This is a genomic window from Rhodococcus sp. T2V (assembly GCF_029269925.1).
Taxonomy (GTDB): Bacteria; Actinomycetota; Actinomycetes; order Mycobacteriales; family Mycobacteriaceae; genus Rhodococcus_F; species Rhodococcus_F koreensis.
Genome location: NZ_JARJBD010000037.1, coordinates 70,727 through 87,973 on the forward strand (window position 1 = coordinate 70,727; position 17,247 = coordinate 87,973).

Annotated in this window: 7 protein-coding genes; 2 read left to right on the forward strand and 5 right to left on the reverse strand. The window is 67.5% G+C overall.

All coding sequences use genetic code 11. From position 1 onward, the window contains the following. Positions 1 to 40: 40 nt before the first annotated feature. Positions 41 to 1,873 carry a DUF4012 domain-containing protein gene (locus P3H15_RS28010; protein WP_276140220.1) on the reverse strand — a complete coding sequence of 611 codons (1,833 nt, stop codon included), beginning with the start codon at positions 1,871 to 1,873 and terminating at the stop codon, positions 41 to 43. Positions 1,874 to 2,281: 408 nt separating this feature from the next. Between P3H15_RS28010 and P3H15_RS28015 the strand changes: the two genes are divergently transcribed. Then, positions 2,282 to 13,099 (forward strand): amino acid adenylation domain-containing protein, encoded by a 10,818-nt coding sequence (locus P3H15_RS28015; RefSeq protein ID WP_276140221.1) that lies wholly within the window; start codon positions 2,282 to 2,284, stop codon positions 13,097 to 13,099. Between the two features lie 22 nt (positions 13,100 to 13,121). On the opposite strand, the gene P3H15_RS28020 is transcribed toward P3H15_RS28015, so the two are convergent. Together P3H15_RS28020 and P3H15_RS28025 are read right to left on the reverse strand one after the other, a co-directional pair. Then, positions 13,122 to 13,433: a hypothetical protein gene (locus tag P3H15_RS28020; RefSeq protein ID WP_276140222.1), complete on the reverse strand. Its 312-nt coding sequence runs from the start codon at positions 13,431 to 13,433 to the stop codon at positions 13,122 to 13,124. A gap of 42 nt (positions 13,434 to 13,475) precedes the next feature. After that, positions 13,476 to 13,634, reverse strand: coding sequence for a hypothetical protein (locus P3H15_RS28025; protein WP_167372168.1), 159 nt, complete (start codon positions 13,632 to 13,634; stop codon positions 13,476 to 13,478). A 176-nt stretch (positions 13,635 to 13,810) separates the two neighbouring features. Here P3H15_RS28025 and P3H15_RS28030 point away from each other — a divergent pair, with 176 nt between their 5' ends. Then, positions 13,811 to 14,254: an SPW repeat protein gene (locus P3H15_RS28030; RefSeq protein ID WP_025432050.1), complete on the forward strand. Its 444-nt coding sequence runs from the start codon at positions 13,811 to 13,813 to the stop codon at positions 14,252 to 14,254. 97 nt (positions 14,255 to 14,351) lie between these two features. Here P3H15_RS28030 and P3H15_RS28035 read toward each other — a convergent pair whose 3' ends face one another. Then, the gene (locus tag P3H15_RS28035) at positions 14,352 to 15,542 is read right to left on the reverse strand and encodes a TerC family protein (RefSeq protein ID WP_276140223.1); all 1,191 of its coding nucleotides are present in this window, start codon (positions 15,540 to 15,542) and stop codon (positions 14,352 to 14,354) included. A 111-nt stretch (positions 15,543 to 15,653) separates the two neighbouring features. Continuing rightward, positions 15,654 to 17,147, reverse strand: a complete 1,494-nt coding sequence (locus tag P3H15_RS28040; RefSeq protein ID WP_276140224.1) for a gamma-aminobutyraldehyde dehydrogenase — start codon at positions 17,145 to 17,147, stop codon at positions 15,654 to 15,656. Positions 17,148 to 17,247: the final 100 nt, after the last annotated feature.

Below are 17,247 nucleotides of genomic sequence, written 5' to 3' on the forward strand. Positions count from 1 at the left end.
TCGATTGGTGCGCGGCTGGTGCATGACACGAGCGGAGGGATCATCCGCCGCACGCGGGTGCATTGACGGTCACTTTCGGATCGTCGACGAGCGGCTGGATCGGCACCCGTGCCTCACCCGGTGTGGTGGGCTCGTTCAGTTCGTATCGCAGTTCGACGGTTGCGCCCTTCGGGATGGTGACGGGCACCGTGAAGACTGGGTGGCCCAGTTCATTACCCTGAATGGCGAACGACTGCTTGCCGTCGATGCTTGCTTTCGTCAGGGTCGCGCCGTTGGTCGACAGTAGCGAGACCATGGCGAGGTTGGTGCCGTACGGCAGGGGCTTGTCCTTGAACGTGCCTGCGACGATGCGCGGAAAATTGGTGTCCGGGGTGTTGTTGGTCAGACGCACGGTGACTGCGGACGTGCGGGTGTCGCCCGTGCAGTCGGCGGCGGTGTAGTCGATCTCGCGGTCGAGGTAGTAGTCCAGCTTGTTTCCGCCGTTGTTGTTGATCACGACGCCGGCGTAGGGGGCGGGGTCTTCGGGCACCGTGTATCCCAGCGTGGTGTCGGCGAGAATTGCCTGCTCTTCCGGGTGGGAACTCCACACGGCGATGCGGCGCTCCCCGGCGGCTCGACCGACCGCGTCGAGCAGTCGCTGAGGTGATTCGATCTTGCCGGTCATCTTCTCGACGACTTTGCCGGCGATGGTCTGCAGGTATTCCTTGCGTTCGGCGTTGTCTTCGGTGTAGTTGGCCTCGTTGGTGATGAACCGGGTGTAGGCGGTGGATTCGGTGAGTTCGACGACGTTACCGGCGTCGACGACTTCGCCGTCGGGCAGGGTGACCGGGCCGACGGCGGACAGTATGTAGCTCAGTGCCACAGGATCGGTGGCGATTGCTCCGTCTACCTGTTCGCCCGACTCCTGCGCCCACATCGATTGCCAGATCTTGCCTGCGTACGGGAAGTGGGAGCTCAGGTTGCTGTTGCGGATGTCGACCGAGGGGTTGTAGTTGCCGTACATGCTGTTGTAGTCGGGGCCGAGATCGAGAGGTTGCTTGTCGTAGGATACTTCGGTGTTCTTGCCGAGCTTCTCGATGCCCAGTTTTCCGTCGCTGGCCCGGATGACGCTGTAGCCGCCGACGAGTCCGCCGGTGCCGCGTGCCTCCGCGTTGGTCTGAAAGGCGAGGAAGTAGCTCCGAGGTCCGTCGAGGCCGAGCATCGCCGGAAGGACTTTGGCGCCGATCGTCGTGTTCTCCAGGAGTTTCGCCACGTCGTCGGTCTGATTCTGCAGTTCGGTTCGCGCATCGTCCACCAGTCCGAGGTATCCGGCACCGCGAATGCCGTGCGCTTGGGTGGCCAGGTTCCGCGCTGCGGTCGACGTTTCCTGCAACGCCGGGGCGGCGTCGCGCAACGGTTGGAGTTGCACGCTGCCGCCCTCGCCGATCAGATCCCTGGGTGACAACGCGACGCCGACGTCGACCGCGGGAGTGAGGACGTCACGAGTGAGCCCGACCACGACATCGGACATCTGCTGCGCCGACTCGAACGGTGCTCCGAGCCCGGGGACGGCCGCCAGGGAACTCCAGGGGACCGAATGCAGGTTGTCCCGGGCATCTGCGGCCCGTTCCCGGGCTTCGGCCGCCGCCCGCTGGGCACCCTCGGTGTTGCCGTCGAGCAGTGAATTCTTGGCGAGCTGCGCGTTGTCCCTCGCACCGGTGAGGTTGTGCTGGACCTGCCAGGCAGAGAACCCGAACCATGCGACGACGGCGACGGCGGCAACGCCCACACCGATCAGTACCCGCCGTCGCACGGTCGAGCGGCGCGGTTCCTTCGGTGCCTCAGCGGGTGTCGAACCGTCGCTGTGGGAGTTGTTGGGCGACTTCGCGTCCATTCGACTCTGCTCCTAGCTATCGAGGATGAGGTTTCTGGTCGCGTAGCTGAACTGTCGGTCTCGGGAGGGCTGCCCAGGACGGCGGCTCATCGTGTCATGACGGCAGTTTCCGCTGCCGCCGCCCGTTTCCGGTGAAGTTCGTGGACCTGCGGCACGCCGTATTCTCCTCTGTCCGTGTCTGTTCCGATCATCAAAGAGTAAGGGTATGTGCTTTCACGTTCCTGTTCGGAGGTGGTTGGATGCAGTATTGCGAGTACGCGCGGGAATGCTGCCGGTAACCGCCACGTGAGCGCTGCGAACGTGCTGGGACTGCGAGTAGGGTCACGGTAACGATTTCCGCTGCAACACCTATACGCATACGGCCCGCGTTCGGGCCGTTCGGCAAGTGGTAGATCGGGGGGACGGATAGTGGGCTCGGGGTTCCCGCGTAAGGCTGCAGGTGAACTCGATTCGCGTGCCTTCCCGCTCTCGCATGCCCAAAAGGGGTTGTGGTTCGCGCAGCAGTTGGACCCGAACGTTCCCATACTCGTCGCGCAGTACGTCGAGCTCCGTGGTCCGGTGGATGTCGGCGCGTTGAAATGGGCGTCCGAGCAGGGCTCGTTCGACATCGAGTCACCCGGGGTGCGGATCGTCGACCACGCGGGTGAGCCGTACCAGTTGGCGGACGAGACGATCGACGACGAACTCGCGTACATCGACTTGCGGTCCCACGAAGACCCGGTGGCCCAGGCACACCGGTGGATGGACGAGCGCCGCCGCAGGCCCATGTCGGTGTACCGGGATCGCCTGATCTCCGCGACCCTGCTGCACGTCGGCGGCGACCACTACTTCCTCACCACGTTCGCGCACCATCTGATCCTCGACGGCTACGGCGCCATGGTGCTGATGAACCGGGTGGCCGAGCTGTACACGCATGCGGTGGATCGCACGGAGGCTCCCGTGTCGAAGGCCGTGCCGCTGCGGGAGCTGTACGAATCCGAAGATGCGTACCCGCGGTCCCGCCGCTTCGAGATCGACCGCGAGTACTGGTCCGAACGAACGAAGGACCTGCCCGAGCCGTCCCGATTGACCGACCGGGACAGCGCCCCGTCGGCTGTGTCATTGCTCGCCAGCGAGGTGATGGACCCGGTCGTCGTCGGCGATCTGAAAGCGCTGGCGCAGGAGTGGAATTCGTTCGAGGTGCCGATCGTGGTCGCGGCGTTCGCGGCATACCTCGCGCGGATGACGGGCAATTCGGATGTCGTGCTGAGTCTTCCGGTGTCGGCCCGCACCACCGCGGGCGCGCGCCGTTCGGGTGGCAGCGTGGCCAACATCGTTCCACTCCGGATCGAGGTGGATCCACGCGGGACCACACACGACCTGGTGCGTCGTGTCCAACTGGAACTCACCGGTGCGCTGCGGCACCAGCGTTTCCGCTACGAAGACATACTCCACGACATGCGGTCGACGTCGCGCGTCGGCCGCGGCTTCGGGCCGATGGTTAACATCATGATGTTTCACACCGAGACGTGGTGGGGTGACGTACTCGGCGAATTGAACGTTCTCACGGCCGGTCCGGTCGACGACCTCGCGGTGGCGATCTATCCCGGTGCGGCCGGGCAGAACGTCCGCGTGGACTTCGAGGGCAACCCCGCCGTGTACGAGCGAGAAGAACTCGCCGGCCACCACGCGAGATTCCTCGACTACCTGGGTGGATTCGTGGGCGCGGACGCCGACGCGGCCGTGGGTAGCCTGCCGCTGCTCGTCCAGGACGAACTCGACGCGCTGATCCCGCTCGACGGCCCTGCGTCGGCGGACCCGCTCACCCTTCCGGACTTGCTGGACCTGACAGCCGATTCCGGCACGGTCGCGGTCCGCTGCGGCGACGTCGAGATGACCTACCGCGCTCTGCACGAGCGATCGAATCGGCTCGCGCGCAGACTGCTCGCACAAGGGGTCGGCGTCGGCAACCGCGTTGCGCTGATGCTGCCGCGCTCGATCGAACAGGTGGTGGCGGTGTGGGCCGTCGCACGGTGTGGTGCGGCGTTCGTCCCGGTGGACCCGGACTACCCCGCCGAACGCATCGCGCACATGATCGACGAATCCGGCGTCACCATCGCCGTCGCCATCGATCCGGGGGTGGTGCCCACGGGTGCCCGCTGGGTGGACGTCGCCGACGCCCCGGGGGACGGCACCCCGGTCGCCGATGCGGAATTGGCACATCCCATCAGGCTGGACAACGCCGCCTACGTCATCTACACGTCCGGCTCGGTGGAGGCACCGCGCGGAATCACGATGCCGCACCGAGGACTTGCGAATCACGCAGCCGCAGTGCGGCGCCTCTACGCGGCGGATTCCCGGTCGCGGGTGCTGATGTGCGCGTCGCCCTCCTACGACGCCTCGATACACGAACTGCTGGTCGCGGTTACCGCGGGCGCCACGTTGGTGATCGCGCCGCCGCCGGTGCGCGGAGGAAAGGCCATGGCCGACCTGCTGCGCCGTGAGCGAATCACCCACTGGACCACGACACCGGCCATCCCGGCACAGATGGACCCGGCCGGATTGCCCGACCTCAAGGTACTCGCCGTAGCAGGTGAGGTCTGCCCGCCGGAACTGGCGGCGCGGTGGGGCGTCGACCGCACGGTCCTGAACCTGTACGGGCCGACGGAGGTCACCGTGTGGGCCACGGCCACCGAGCCGCTGGTCCCCGGTTCCCGCCCCACGATCGGGCGACCGATCGAGGGAGTGTCGGCAGTCGTGCTGGACCGCTTCCTGCAGCCTGTGCCGGCAGGGGTGGTGGGCGAGCTGTATCTGTCCGGTCCGGGGGTGGGTCGTGGTTACCTGGAGCGGCCGGGTGCGAGCGCGACACGTTTCGTCGCGAACCCGTTCACGACCGACCTGCAGCGCATGTATCGGACCGGCGATCTCGTGCGGTGGTCGAAGAACCACGAGTTGGAATTCGTCGACCGTGCCGACGATCAGGTGAAGATCCGCGGATTCCGTGTCGAATTGGGCGAGATCACTGCGGTTCTCGGCCGGCATCCGGGAGTCGACACGGCGATCGCGGTGGCCCACGACCGGAACGGCGAGTTGGCTGTGGACGGCTATGTTCACGGCACCGGCCTGGACCCCGACGACGTGCTCGCCGGGGTGGCCGAGCGACTGCCGGCGTACATGGTGCCGTCGACGGTCACCGTCCTCGATGCCGTGCCGCTCACGCCGAGCGGCAAGGTCGATCGATCCGCGTTGCCTATTCCGGCGCCGTACGACCGCGAGTTACGTTACTGGAAAAGGCAACTCGAGTGTCGGACGCCGTTGTCGCTGCCGGAAGCCGGTGAAGTCTCGGACGATGCCGGGGTGCTCAGCGGCCTGGTTCCGTTCGCCGTGGAGCCCGTCCTGTGCCGGCGGGTGCACGAACTGGCGGCCGACCAGGCGGTCTCACCGTTCACGATCGTCCACGCCGTTGTCGCGGTGTTGCTGTCCGTCGTGAGCGGTTCGGACGACCTCGCCATCGGAGCGGTCCTCTCGGACGGCCACACCGGCGGCGACGACTGCGAGCCGCTGGTGCTGCGCAGCAGACTCGATCCGCAACTGACGTTCGAAGAGTTCCTGCTGGAGACGCACCGCGTCGAGCAGGCCGCCCGAGCGCACGGCGAGGTGCCGTTCGCGCACGTGGTCGACATTGCCGGGCAGGATCTTCCGACCGGCCGTCACCCGCTCTTCCAGGTGATGCTGTCGATGGACGCGGAGACGGAACGGGAGTTCGACGGCCTGGATCTGGTGGTGACGCTGCGTGGCCGACTCGACGGCGACCGGTTCGAGGGGGTGTTGCGTTACGCAGCGCACCGTTTCGAGCGGCGGACGGTGGAGCAGTGGGCCCGGCGGCTACACCGACTCCTCGTGGTGGTCGCCGAGAACCCTGGCGTCGCGCTCAGCGCGATCGACCTGCTGACACCGGAAGAGCGGGCCCTGGCAGTCGGGGGAACGGAGGATTCCGCGCACGACGTCGCGTCGCTGTCCGAGGTCTTCCGTCGGCGCGTTGCCGACAGCCCGCACGCCGTCGCCGTCACCTGCGGTGGGGAGGCGGTCTCCTATGCCGAGGCCGACCGCCGATCCGCCGTTCTGGCGCGGGCATTGAACGGCTCCGGGATCGGAGATTCGAGCATCGTCGCTGTCGGACTGTCGAATCCGGTCGACTGCGTGGTCGCCCACATTGCCGTGCTGCGGTCGGGCGCGACCTGCCTGCCCCTGAGCCCCGACCACCCGACCGAACGCATTCGGTACCTGCTGGCCGACGTGGTGCCCACTCTGGTGCTGATCAGTCGCGCGGACGCCGACGCGATTCCGCACGGCGGCTACCCGACTGTCCTGCTGGACGATGTCGAGTTCGGCGGCGACGGCGCACTCGACGTCACGGCACTGGAACCGGGGTCGATCCACCCGGACCGGGTCGCCTACGTGCTCTGCCCCGTGGGCTCGGAACCGGTCGCGGTGACCCACGCGAATGTCCTGGCGCGGGTGCGGTCGGGCAACGACGGCGACGGCGTCGTTGCCGATCTGTGGGCGCCACTCGTCGAGGGTGGAACGGTGGGGCCCCACCGCGGCGAGCGCGGGCCCGCGCAACCCACCTACCTCGACGCCGGGTCCCGGGTCTACGTGCTGGACAGGGCGTTGCGACCGGTCCCGCCCGGGACGGTCGGGGAACTGTATGTGGGAGGCCAGCAGGTGGCCCGGGGATTTCACCGTCGGCCCCCGAGTACCGCCGGACGGTTCGTGGCCGACCCGTTCGTGCCGACGGGTGCGGGGGACGCCGCGGGAGTGCGGATGTACCGCACCGGGGACCGGGGGCGGTACGTCGACGGACGATTGGAGCGGCTGCCCCGCTCGTCCGGCGACAGCAGCCTCGCACGGTGGCAGCGGGCGCTGCGCGGCGTCGGTTCGTCGTCGCCGGTGCCGACGGACCGGATGGTCGGGGGAATTGCGTCTCCGTCGGACTGCGTGCACGAGTTCTCGATCGACTCCGATCGCCACGAGGCCGCCGCACGGCTGGCGCGCGAACAGGGCGTGACGCTGTTCACGGTGCTGCGGGCTACTCTCGCAATCCTTCTCGCCCGCATCGGTGTTCACCGGGACATCGTGATCGGCGGCGAGGCGGGGCTGACGGGAGACCGGTCGAACACGGTGGCGTTGCGGACCCGCGTCACCCCCGCCATGTCGTTCCTCGAGGTCCTCGAGCAGGTCCGGGGCTTCGACGTTGCGGCGTTCCAGCACGCGGACGTGCCGTTCGAGGCACTCGCCGACCTGCTCGGTGGCGAGCGACCGCAGGTGTCGCTCGCGCTCACGCCGACGTCCGAGAACGGCACCGTTCCGACGCCGTTCGATCTGGCGTTCACGTACTCGGAGCGCTGGTCGGATCACGATCCCGCCGGAGTGGATGGTGTGGTCACCTACACGCCTTCGCTGTTCGACGCCGCCACCGTCCGGTCGCTGGCCGAGTTGTTCGTGGATGTCCTGGCCGCGGGCACCGACCGTCCCGCGATCGAAGTGGGCAGCATCGGCCTCGCTGCCGGCGCAGCCCTCGACGGCGGCGAACCGTCGACACCGCGAACGCTGTCCGACATTCTCACCGGCACCGCCCGCGACTTCCCGGACGCGCAGGCGCTCTCCGACGGCACCGTGACCCTCACCTACCGTGACCTCGACGCACGCTCCGATTCGCTCGCGCGTGTCCTGATCGACGCGGGTGCGCGCCCGGGCCGCGTGATCGCGCTCGCCCTGCCGCGGTCGGTGGACTTCATGATCGCGCTGTGGGCCATCACCAAGACCGGTGCCGCCTTCGTCCCGGTGGATCCGACGCATCCGGCGGAACGTCTGGAACGGGTGCTGACCGAGGCCGACGTGTGCATCGGCGTCGGGGCGATGTCGGTGGGCGGTTCCCGGATCACATGGCTGCCGGTCACCGCGGGCGACTACCTGAACGGGGTTCCGCCGGTGCGTGTTCCGGTGCATCCGGACGAGGTGGCGTACGTCATCTACACGTCGGGTTCCACCGGCACGCCCAAGGGGGTGATGGTGCCGCACCGCGGGGTGTCCTCGCTGACCGGGGAAGCGGTGCGCCGGTACCGGGTCGCGCCGGACTCGCGGGTGCTCCACGCCTACAACCCCACGTTCGACGCCGCACTCCTGGAGGCGCTGCTCGCGTTCGGTTCCGGTGCCTGCCTGGTGGTCGCCCCCGCCGAGGTGTATGCGGGACCGGATCTGCAGCGGGTGCTCGTGGAACACCGGGTGAGCCATTACCTTTCGACGCCGGCGGTGCTGTCGTCGCTGAGCCTGGACGGGCTCGAGCACATCGAAGTCGTCGCGGTCGGCGGGGAGGCACTGCATCCGGATCTCGCCGCGGCGTGGAGCGATGGCCGGCGGATGCTCAACGCCTACGGGCCGACGGAGTCGACCGTCGTGGCCACCCTTGCCACGGTCGACGGCCACGTGACCATCGGCGGGCCGATTTCCGGCACCACCGGCCGAGTCCTCGACGACCGGCTGCGCCCGGTTCCCGTCGGTGCGATCGGCGAACTGTACCTGTCCGGTTCCGGGCTGGCCCGCGGCTACGTCGGCGACCCCGGGCGGTCGGCGGTGCGTTTCGTTGCGGCAGCAGGCGGCGTCCGCATGTACCGCACCGGCGACCTGGTGCATCGCCGCGCCGACGGCAATCTGCAGTTCATCGCGCGAGTGGACCGCCAGGTGAAGATTCGTGGTGTCCGCATCGAACCGGGGGAGGTCGACGCGGTGATCAGCCGCGTCGCCGAAGTCGACGGTGCGATCACGGTGGCCCGGCCCAACGCGGCAGGAGCCGACGCGCTGGTGTCGTACGTCGTGCCCCGCGGTTCCCTCGATGTGGAGTTGTTGCGCAAGAGACTCGAAGACGTCTTGCCGTCGTACCTGGTGCCGTCCACAATCGTGGTGCTCGACGCATTTCCCCTGAACCCGTCGGGCAAGATCGACGTGAAGGCGCTGCCGGCGCCGGTACTCGAGTCGCGGGTCTTCCGGGCACCCGAGTCGGCGGTGCAGGAGACCGTCGGCGCCGTGTTCGCCGAGGTTCTCGCCGTGGAGCAGGTCGGACTCGACGACGAATTCTTCGCGCTGGGCGGCAACTCGCTGATCGCGACGCAGGCGGCCGCCCGATTGGGTGAGGCGTTGAACGCGCACGTGCCGGTCCGGATGCTCTTCGAGGCACCGACGGTGGAAGCGCTGGCCGAGCAGGTGTCTACGCTGCTCGGCACGGGCAACCGTCCGGTCCTGTCGCAGCGGCCCCGTCCGGAACACGTTCCCCTGTCGCCCGCGCAGCAGCGGATGTGGTTCCTGAGCCGCTTCGACCCGGCGTCCCCGGCGTACAACATCCCGCTGGCCGTTCGGGTGACCGGAGACCTGCACGTGCCCGCCCTGCAGCAGGCTCTGCGCGACGTGTTGGAACGGCACGAATCGCTGCGGACCGTGTTCCCGGAACACGACGGCGAACCGGTGCAGGTCGTGCTGCCCGCAGAACGCATCGAACTGGACCTGTCCCCGATGACCGTCACGGCGGACGTCGTGGACGCTCACGTGCTTTCCGTCCTCGCCCGGGGATTCGACGTCTCGGCCTCGGTCCCGATCCGAGCGCGACTTCTGCAGGTCAGCGAACACGAACTGATCGTGGTCGTCGTGGTGCACCACATCAGCGCGGACGGCGTCTCGATGGCACCGCTGGGCCGGGACGTGGCGACGGCGTATCTGGCGCGGTCGCGGGGGGAAATCCCCGGGTGGGCGCCACTCGAGGTTCAGTACGCCGACTTCGCGCTGTGGCAGCGGGAGGTGCTGGGCGACGAACACGACCCGGACTCTGTGGCGGCGACCCAGTTCGACTACTGGACAGGCGCGCTCGCGGGGATCCCCGACGTCCTCGAACTACCGACCGATCGCCCCCGCCCGGCGGTGCGGACCCATCGGGGTGCCGCCGCGCCGGTGGCCATCGACGCCGACACCCATCGCCGTCTCGGCGAGATTGCGCAGCAGCACAATACGACACTGTTCATGGTGGTACACGCCGCTCTGTCGGTGTTGCTGGCGCGGGTGACGGGAACCTCGGACATCGTGATCGGCACACCGGTCGCGGGCCGCGGTGAGCGGGTGCTCGACGACGTGGTCGGCATGTTCGTCAACACACTGGTGCTGCGGACGGAGATCGATCCCGGCGCCTCCCTCCTCGACGTGCTGGAACAGGTTCGTAAGACCGATCTGGATGCGATGGCGCACGCGGACGTGCCGTTCGAGCGTCTGGTCGAGATTCTGAATCCGGTTCGTTCGCAATCATATTCGCCCCTCTTTCAGGTCATGCTCGCGTTCCAGAACCAGGCGCCGGCGGTACTGGAACTGCCGGGTCTGACCCTCGCGCCGCTCGAGATCGACACGCACGTCACCAAGTTCGACCTCGACTTCTCGCTCTCGGACAACTACGACGCGAACGGTGCCCCTGCCGGCATCGCCGGGAGCCTCACGTACTCCACCGAACTGTTCGACTCCGAGACGGCGGAACGGTTCGCGCGGAGTTTGATCCGCGTCGTCGAGGCGTTCGCAACGCAACCGGGGCAACAGGTCTGCGACGTGTCGCTGCTGACGGACGACGAGACGGCCCGGATGCTGAAGACGTGGAATGCGACGGACGTGGCGTCGGACACGGCGACTCTGGTGGATCTCCTCGATGCCCAGGTGGTCCGCACCCCGGGCGCGGTCGCCGTCGCGTTCGAGGGCGAAGTGCTGACGTACGGCGAACTCGACGCGCGGGTCAACCGCCTCGCGCGGCTGCTCGTCGAGCGGGGAACGGGCCCGGACTCTCTCGTGGCGCTCGTGTTCGAACGGTCGACGGAGATGATCGTCGGAATGTGTGCCGTCCTCCGCGCCGGCGGCGGCTATGTGCCGATCGACCCCGAACACCCGGCCGGGCGTATCGCGGACGTGCTGGACTCCGCGGCACCCGAACTGGTGCTCACCACCTCGCGGACCCGCGGCTGCCTGCCGCCCGGCGTCGCGCACGTCGACATCGACACCGTCGGTCTGTCCGGGTTCGATGCGCACCCGATCCGCGATGCCGACCGGGTGCGCCCGCTGCGGCCGCAGAACACGGCCTACGTTCTGTTCACGTCGGGATCCACAGGCCGACCCAAGGGCGTGACGGTCAGCCACGCCGCGATCGTGAATCAGCTGCGCTGGCTGGCCGAGGAGTACGAGGTCACCGAGGACGATCGCGGAATGCTCAAGGCGCCGTACACCTTCGACGTGTCCGTGTGGGAGGTCTTCCTGCCCCTGGTCGTGGGTGCGCGGCTGGTGGTGACGCGCCCGGGCGGACATCGTGAACTCGACTATCTGGCCGACGTGATCCGCGAACACCGGATCACGATGATGCATTTCGTGCCGTCGGTGCTGGCCGCGTTCCTCGCGACCGGGGAGGGGGAGACACTGTCCTCACTGCGGCACCTGTATGTGGGCGGCGAGGAGATGCCGGCCGAGCTCGCGGAGGACGTGATCGCTCTGCGGCCGGGCGCATTCCACAATACGTATGGTCCCACCGAGGCGGCGGTCACCACGACCGCGTTCGAGCTGCGCGAGTCCGTGGAGGCGCGGGTGCCGATCGGTGCGTCGGTGCGGAACACCCAGGCGTACGTGCTGGACGCGCGGCTTCGTCCGGTCCCGGTCGGGGTTGCCGGTGAGCTCTACCTCGGTGGCGAGCAACTGGCCCGGGGTTATGTGGGGCGGAGCGCGCTCACCGCGGAACGCTTCGTGGCCGACCCCTTCGGGCGGCACGGAACCCGCCTCTACCGCACCGGTGATCGCGTGAAATGGGCCCGAGAGGGTCAGCTGGTGTATCTGGGCCGCACCGATCTCCAGGTCAAGCTCCGTGGTCTGCGAATCGAACTGCGGGAGGTCGAGGCGGTGCTGGATGCGGCCGCGGGTGTGTCCCGGGCAGCCGTGGCACTGGTCTCCGACGAACGGGGCGGTGACCACCTCGTCGGGTACGTCGTCGCCGAGCAGGGCCTGCAGATCGATACTCACGACGTGACGGCCTCTGCGCGAGAGCGGCTCCCGTCGTACATGGTGCCGTCGCAGATCATGATTCTGGACGAGCTGCCGTTGGCGTCGGCCGGCAAACTCGACCGGCGTGCGCTCCCGAAACCACGCTTCGAACCGCGCGCTTTCCGCGCCCCGGTGACGGATACCGAGGTCGCGGTCGCCACCGTCTTCGGTGAGCTGCTGGGCGTCGAAAGGGTGGGTACGGGCGACAATTTCTTCGAGCTGGGCGGAAACTCCCTGACCGCGGTGCGAGTGGTGAAGGCCCTCCAGGCATCCACGGGTATTGCAGTGTCGCTGCAGACGGTGATGACGGATCCGACGCCGAGTTCGATCGCCGCCCGCATGAGCTCGGCCGACCCGGAACGGGACGGGGCGCTCGACGTGGTGTTCCCCATCAGGACTGCGGGGGAGGGGCGCCCACTGTTCTGCATCCACCCGATCGTGGGACTTGCCTGGTGCTACACCGGTCTGACGTCGAGGATCGATCCCGATCGGCCGATCTACGGCCTGCAGTCACCGGCGATCGCGGGCGAGGACACGCCGCCGACGTCGATCGACGACCTCGCCGCGAGGTACGTGCAGGAGATCCGCCGGATCCAGACCGACGGTCCGTACGACCTGCTGGGCTGGTCGCTCGGCGGCGTCCTCGCGCATGCCGTCGCGGTGCAACTGCAGGCTGCGGGTGAGGAAGTGGCGACCCTTGTGATGCTCGACAGCTACGCGCAGCAACCGCACGCGACGCACACCCAGGCTCCGCTGAGCGTGAGCGACCTGCTTGCGGGAATCGGTGTCGAGGGCGACGTGCCGGCGGCCGTCGCGGAGATGGCACCCGAATCGGCGGTGGACCTGTTGGCCACCGCGGCGGGTGGGCCCATGGCCGTACTCGGCCGTGACCAGATCGAGGTGCTTGTCGAGAGTGCGGCGCACACGTGCGCGTTGCTGGACCACCACACCCCCGGGGTCTTTCGTGGCGACGTCGCGTTCTTCACCGCGGGTCGCGACGATCCGACGGGATCGGCGGCGGCCACGAGTTGGGCGCCGCATGTGACGGGCGCCGTCCGGAACCGCACCGTCGACAGCGCGCACTGGCACATGACGTCACCTCGCGTGCTGCGGGTGGTCGGATCGGCGTTGAGGCGCAGATAGCTCGACAGTCGCAGACGGCCGCTCAGTACCGGGAACGAAGTAGCTTCCTGCGGCGCCGTGTGGTTCGCCGCACCCACGGGCGGTCGCCGGTGGTCGCGAACGTCCATACGGCGATCGCGAGCGCCGCAACGGACAGGAGATCGGACACCGTGAGGCCGTGGGTGGCGTCGAATTCCCAGAGCACCTGGCCCTCGAGCGGGCCGTTGCCGAAGATCCAGACCACCGCGGCGACGACGGTGGCGCCGGCGGTCAGGCTGGAGGGGCGTGCAAGGCACAGTGTGGTCGCCGCGAACAGGAAGTTCATGAACACGAGTGGATAGAAGGGCAGCGCCATCCCGTCATTCTTCCAAGCTGCATCGGGATCGCGCACGGCGCGTCAGGCAACCGTACGGTCGGGAGGGTCGTTCTTACTTGTCGCGTCCTCTTTGGCGGGCAGTTCGTGCAGGTCTTTCTGCCGTATCGCTTTCCCGATGAGGATCGCGAGCGGCACCGACAGTGCTATCCACGCGAGCAGGACCCAGGCAATCCACCACACACGTCGAGTATGCCCGCCCCTGGACGCGTGCCCAAGGGCGTCGGTTGCGCCGCCGTCCGTGGGGACTGGTCGGTAGCGGAAATTCGGAAAAATTACCTGGTCATCGCCGGTTTGCCGTAGCGAGTTCGGGGCACCCCCTCGATAGGGATTGGTTCTCTTTTTCAAGGAGGTGGGTGATGACGACACCAGGTATGTCGATCGAGAGACACCCTGATATCGCCGAGTTGCGGGCTCGCTACGACCGAGTCTCGGAACAGCCGATGACGCAGGTCACCGAGGGCCTGATGTTCATGGCAGGCCTCTACATGGCGGCGTCGCCGTGGATTGTCGGGTTCGCCAGCCAGTCTGGCCTGGCGATGTGCAACTTGCTGTCGGGTGTCGCGGTGGCACTGCTCGCAGTCGGTTTCACGTCGGCCTACTCACGCACGCACGGCATGGCGTTCGTCGCGCCGTTGCTCGGACTGTGGATGATCGTCAGCCCGTGGCTGGTCGTCGGAGTAACCACCACGGCGGGAATGATCTGGTCGAACGTGGTCTGCGGCATCGTCGTGTGTCTGCTGGGTCTCGGTATCACCGCCATGGGTATGGCGGACGGCGGCATGAGGATGAGGAGGAGGTAGACCCGCACGTGCCCGCATGGGGATGGGGCACGAGCCGAAGAAGCGCCCGCCGGATCCGGTGGGCGCTTCGACTGTATTCAGCTGGTTCCGGGCTCGGCTAGTTCTGTTTGAGGAACGCGTCGTGCTCTCCGTGGGCGCGTTTGATGAGGTCCAGGAGTGCGGTTTCCTCGCGGACCATCTTCTTGAATTTCGGGTCGAGCTTCTTGAGTTGTTCTTCCTCGTTGATCAACCGGTCGTACATGCGTTCGCGCTCGGCGAGGTCGGCGGTGTAGTCGAGGTCGAGGTAGTTGACGGCGTGCCGCCGGGCGCCGGCGATGGTGGACTGCGCCCTGCCTTTCTTGCTGGCGAGCGACGCGATCACGGTGATCACGAGGATGCCGATGATGACGCCCAGTGACACGAACGTGCTGATCTCGATGACGTTTACCGGTTCGCCGCTGTTGATGAACGGCAGGTTGTTCTCGTGCAGTGCGTGCAGGATCAGCTTGACCCCGATGAACGCGAGGATCGCCGCGAGTCCGTACGACAGGTAGATGAGGCGGTCGAGGAGACCGTCGAGCAGGAAGTACAGCTGCCGCAGACCCATGAGCGAGAACACGGTGGCGGTGAAGACGACGAAGACGTTCTGGGTGAGACCGAAGATCGCGGGGATGGAGTCGAGGGCGAACAGGAGGTCGGTGCCGCCGATCGCCACCATCACCAGCAGCATCGGCGTCATCATCCGCTTGCCGTTCTCGACGGTGAACAGCTTGTCGCCGTCGTACTGCTCGGTGGTGTGCATGAATCTCTTCGCGATGCGGATGATGAAGTTGTCGGCCGAGTGCGAGTCCTCGGTTTCGGGCCGCAGCAGGTTGCCGGCGGTGATCAGCAGGATGAGGCCGAAGAAGTAGAACACCCACGCGAACGAGTTGATGAGCGCGGCGCCGAGGAAGATGAACCCCGTCCGGGCGAAGATCGAGAACACGATGCCGAACAGCAGCACTTTCTGCTGGTCTTCCCGCGGCACCCGGAAGCTGGAGATGATGATGAGGAAGACGAAGAGGTTGTCGACGGACAGTGCCTTCTCCGTGACGTAGCCGGCGAAGTACTCCGTGCCCATGTCGACGCCGCCGAAGATCAGGACGGCGACACCGAAGAGCAGCGCGAGTCCGACGTAGATCGACGACCAGATCGCCGCTTCCTTCAGCGTCGGGATGTGCGCGTGGCGGACGTGGAAGAAGTAGTCGAACCCGAGCAGAGCAACGATCACCACGATCGTCAGAATCCAGGCGAAGGGAGTTACATGCACCGTTTCTGCCTCTCCGTCGAAGCGAACGCTCTGCCCGCCAGCGTAACCCCGCGCACGGCGCGACTTGGCAGAACCGGGGCGGCACAGTTGCTGCCGCCCCGGCGATCGGGCTCAGTGTCGGTCGCCGAACACCGTCCGGTGCCAGTCCTTCCTCGCGGTTCCGGTGATGTCGGACATGACGTGCTTGACGTTGGTGTACTCGTCGAGCGAGTACGTCGACATGTCCTTGCCGTAACCGGACGCCTTGTACCCGCCGTGGGGCATTTCGCTGATGATCGGGATGTGGTCGTTGATCCACACGCAGCCCGCCGCGATGTCGCGGGAGGCGGTTTGCGCCCGGTACAGGTCCCGCGTCCACGCCGACGCCGCCAGCCCGAAGTCGGTGTCGTTGGCCAGCGCGATGCCGACCGCATCGTTGTCGAACGGCAGGACGACGAGGACGGGGCCGAAGATCTCGCGCTGCACGATCTCACTCGACTGGTCGGCGCCCACGACGAGCGTCGGCTCGTAGTAGAAGCCGGACGCGAGGTCGCCGCCGGGGACGGCACCGCCGCGGACGATCTTCGCCCCGGTGTCGCGGGCGCGGTCGACGAACCCGGCGACGTGCTGCTGCTGCCGCCGCGACACCAACGGACCCATGTCGGTGCCGGGATCGGACGGGTCGCCGAGGCGGACGGTGTCCATGAGCGAGGCGACGCCGGCGACGAAGTCGTCGAACAGCGGACGCTGCACGTAGGCGCGGGTGGCCGCGGTGCAGTCCTGGCCCGAGTTGATGAGGGCACCGGCGACGGCCCCGTTGATCGCCGCCTCGAGGTCGGCGTCGTCGAACACGACGAACGGGGCCTTCCCGCCCAGTTCCAGGTGCAGCCGCTTGCCGGCCGCGGCGGCCGCGATCTGCCGTCCCACGGGAGTCGATCCGGTGAAGCTGACCATGCTCACGTCCCGGTGCGACACCAGCGACGCGCCGGTGGTCGCGCCGCGGCCGGTGATGACGTTGACGACGCCGTCCGGCAGTCCGGCCCGGGTCGCCGCCTCGGCGAACAGCAGTGACGTCAGGGGAGTGATCTCCGCGGGTTTGAGCACGATGGTGTTGCCGGCGGCGACGGCGGGAAGGATCTTCCACGCCGCCATCTGCAGCGGATAGTTCCACGGTGAGATCGACCCGATCACCCCGACGGGTTCCCGGCGGATGCTGGACGTGTGGTCGGGTGAGTACTCACCCGACGCCTTTCCTTCCAGATTGCGGGCCGCGGCGGCGAAGAACGACACGTTGTCGATCGACCCGGGGACGTCGAACTCGGTCGACAACTTGATCGGCTTGCCCGTCTGCCGGGTTTCGGTGGACGCGAGGTCGTCGGACATCTCCGTGAGTTCGGCGGCCCACCGCGTCAGGACGGTGGAACGCTCGCCCGGGCTCGTCGTGGACCATTGCGCGTACGCGGCTTTCGCGGTGGCGACCGCGTCGTCGACGTCGTCGACCGAGGCCTCGGTGCGCGACGAGATCACCTCACCGGTGGCCGGATCGAGCACCTCGTACCGTTCGGACGCTGCGCCGTCCCGGTAGTGGCCGCCGACGTACAGCCCGGGAAGGTCCTGGTGGCTCATAGCAGGGTCCAGGCTTCGGTGAGGACGCCGCGCAGGATGGTTTCGATTTCGTCGAATTCGGTTTGCCCGCAGATCAGCGGGGGTGCGAGTTGGATGACCG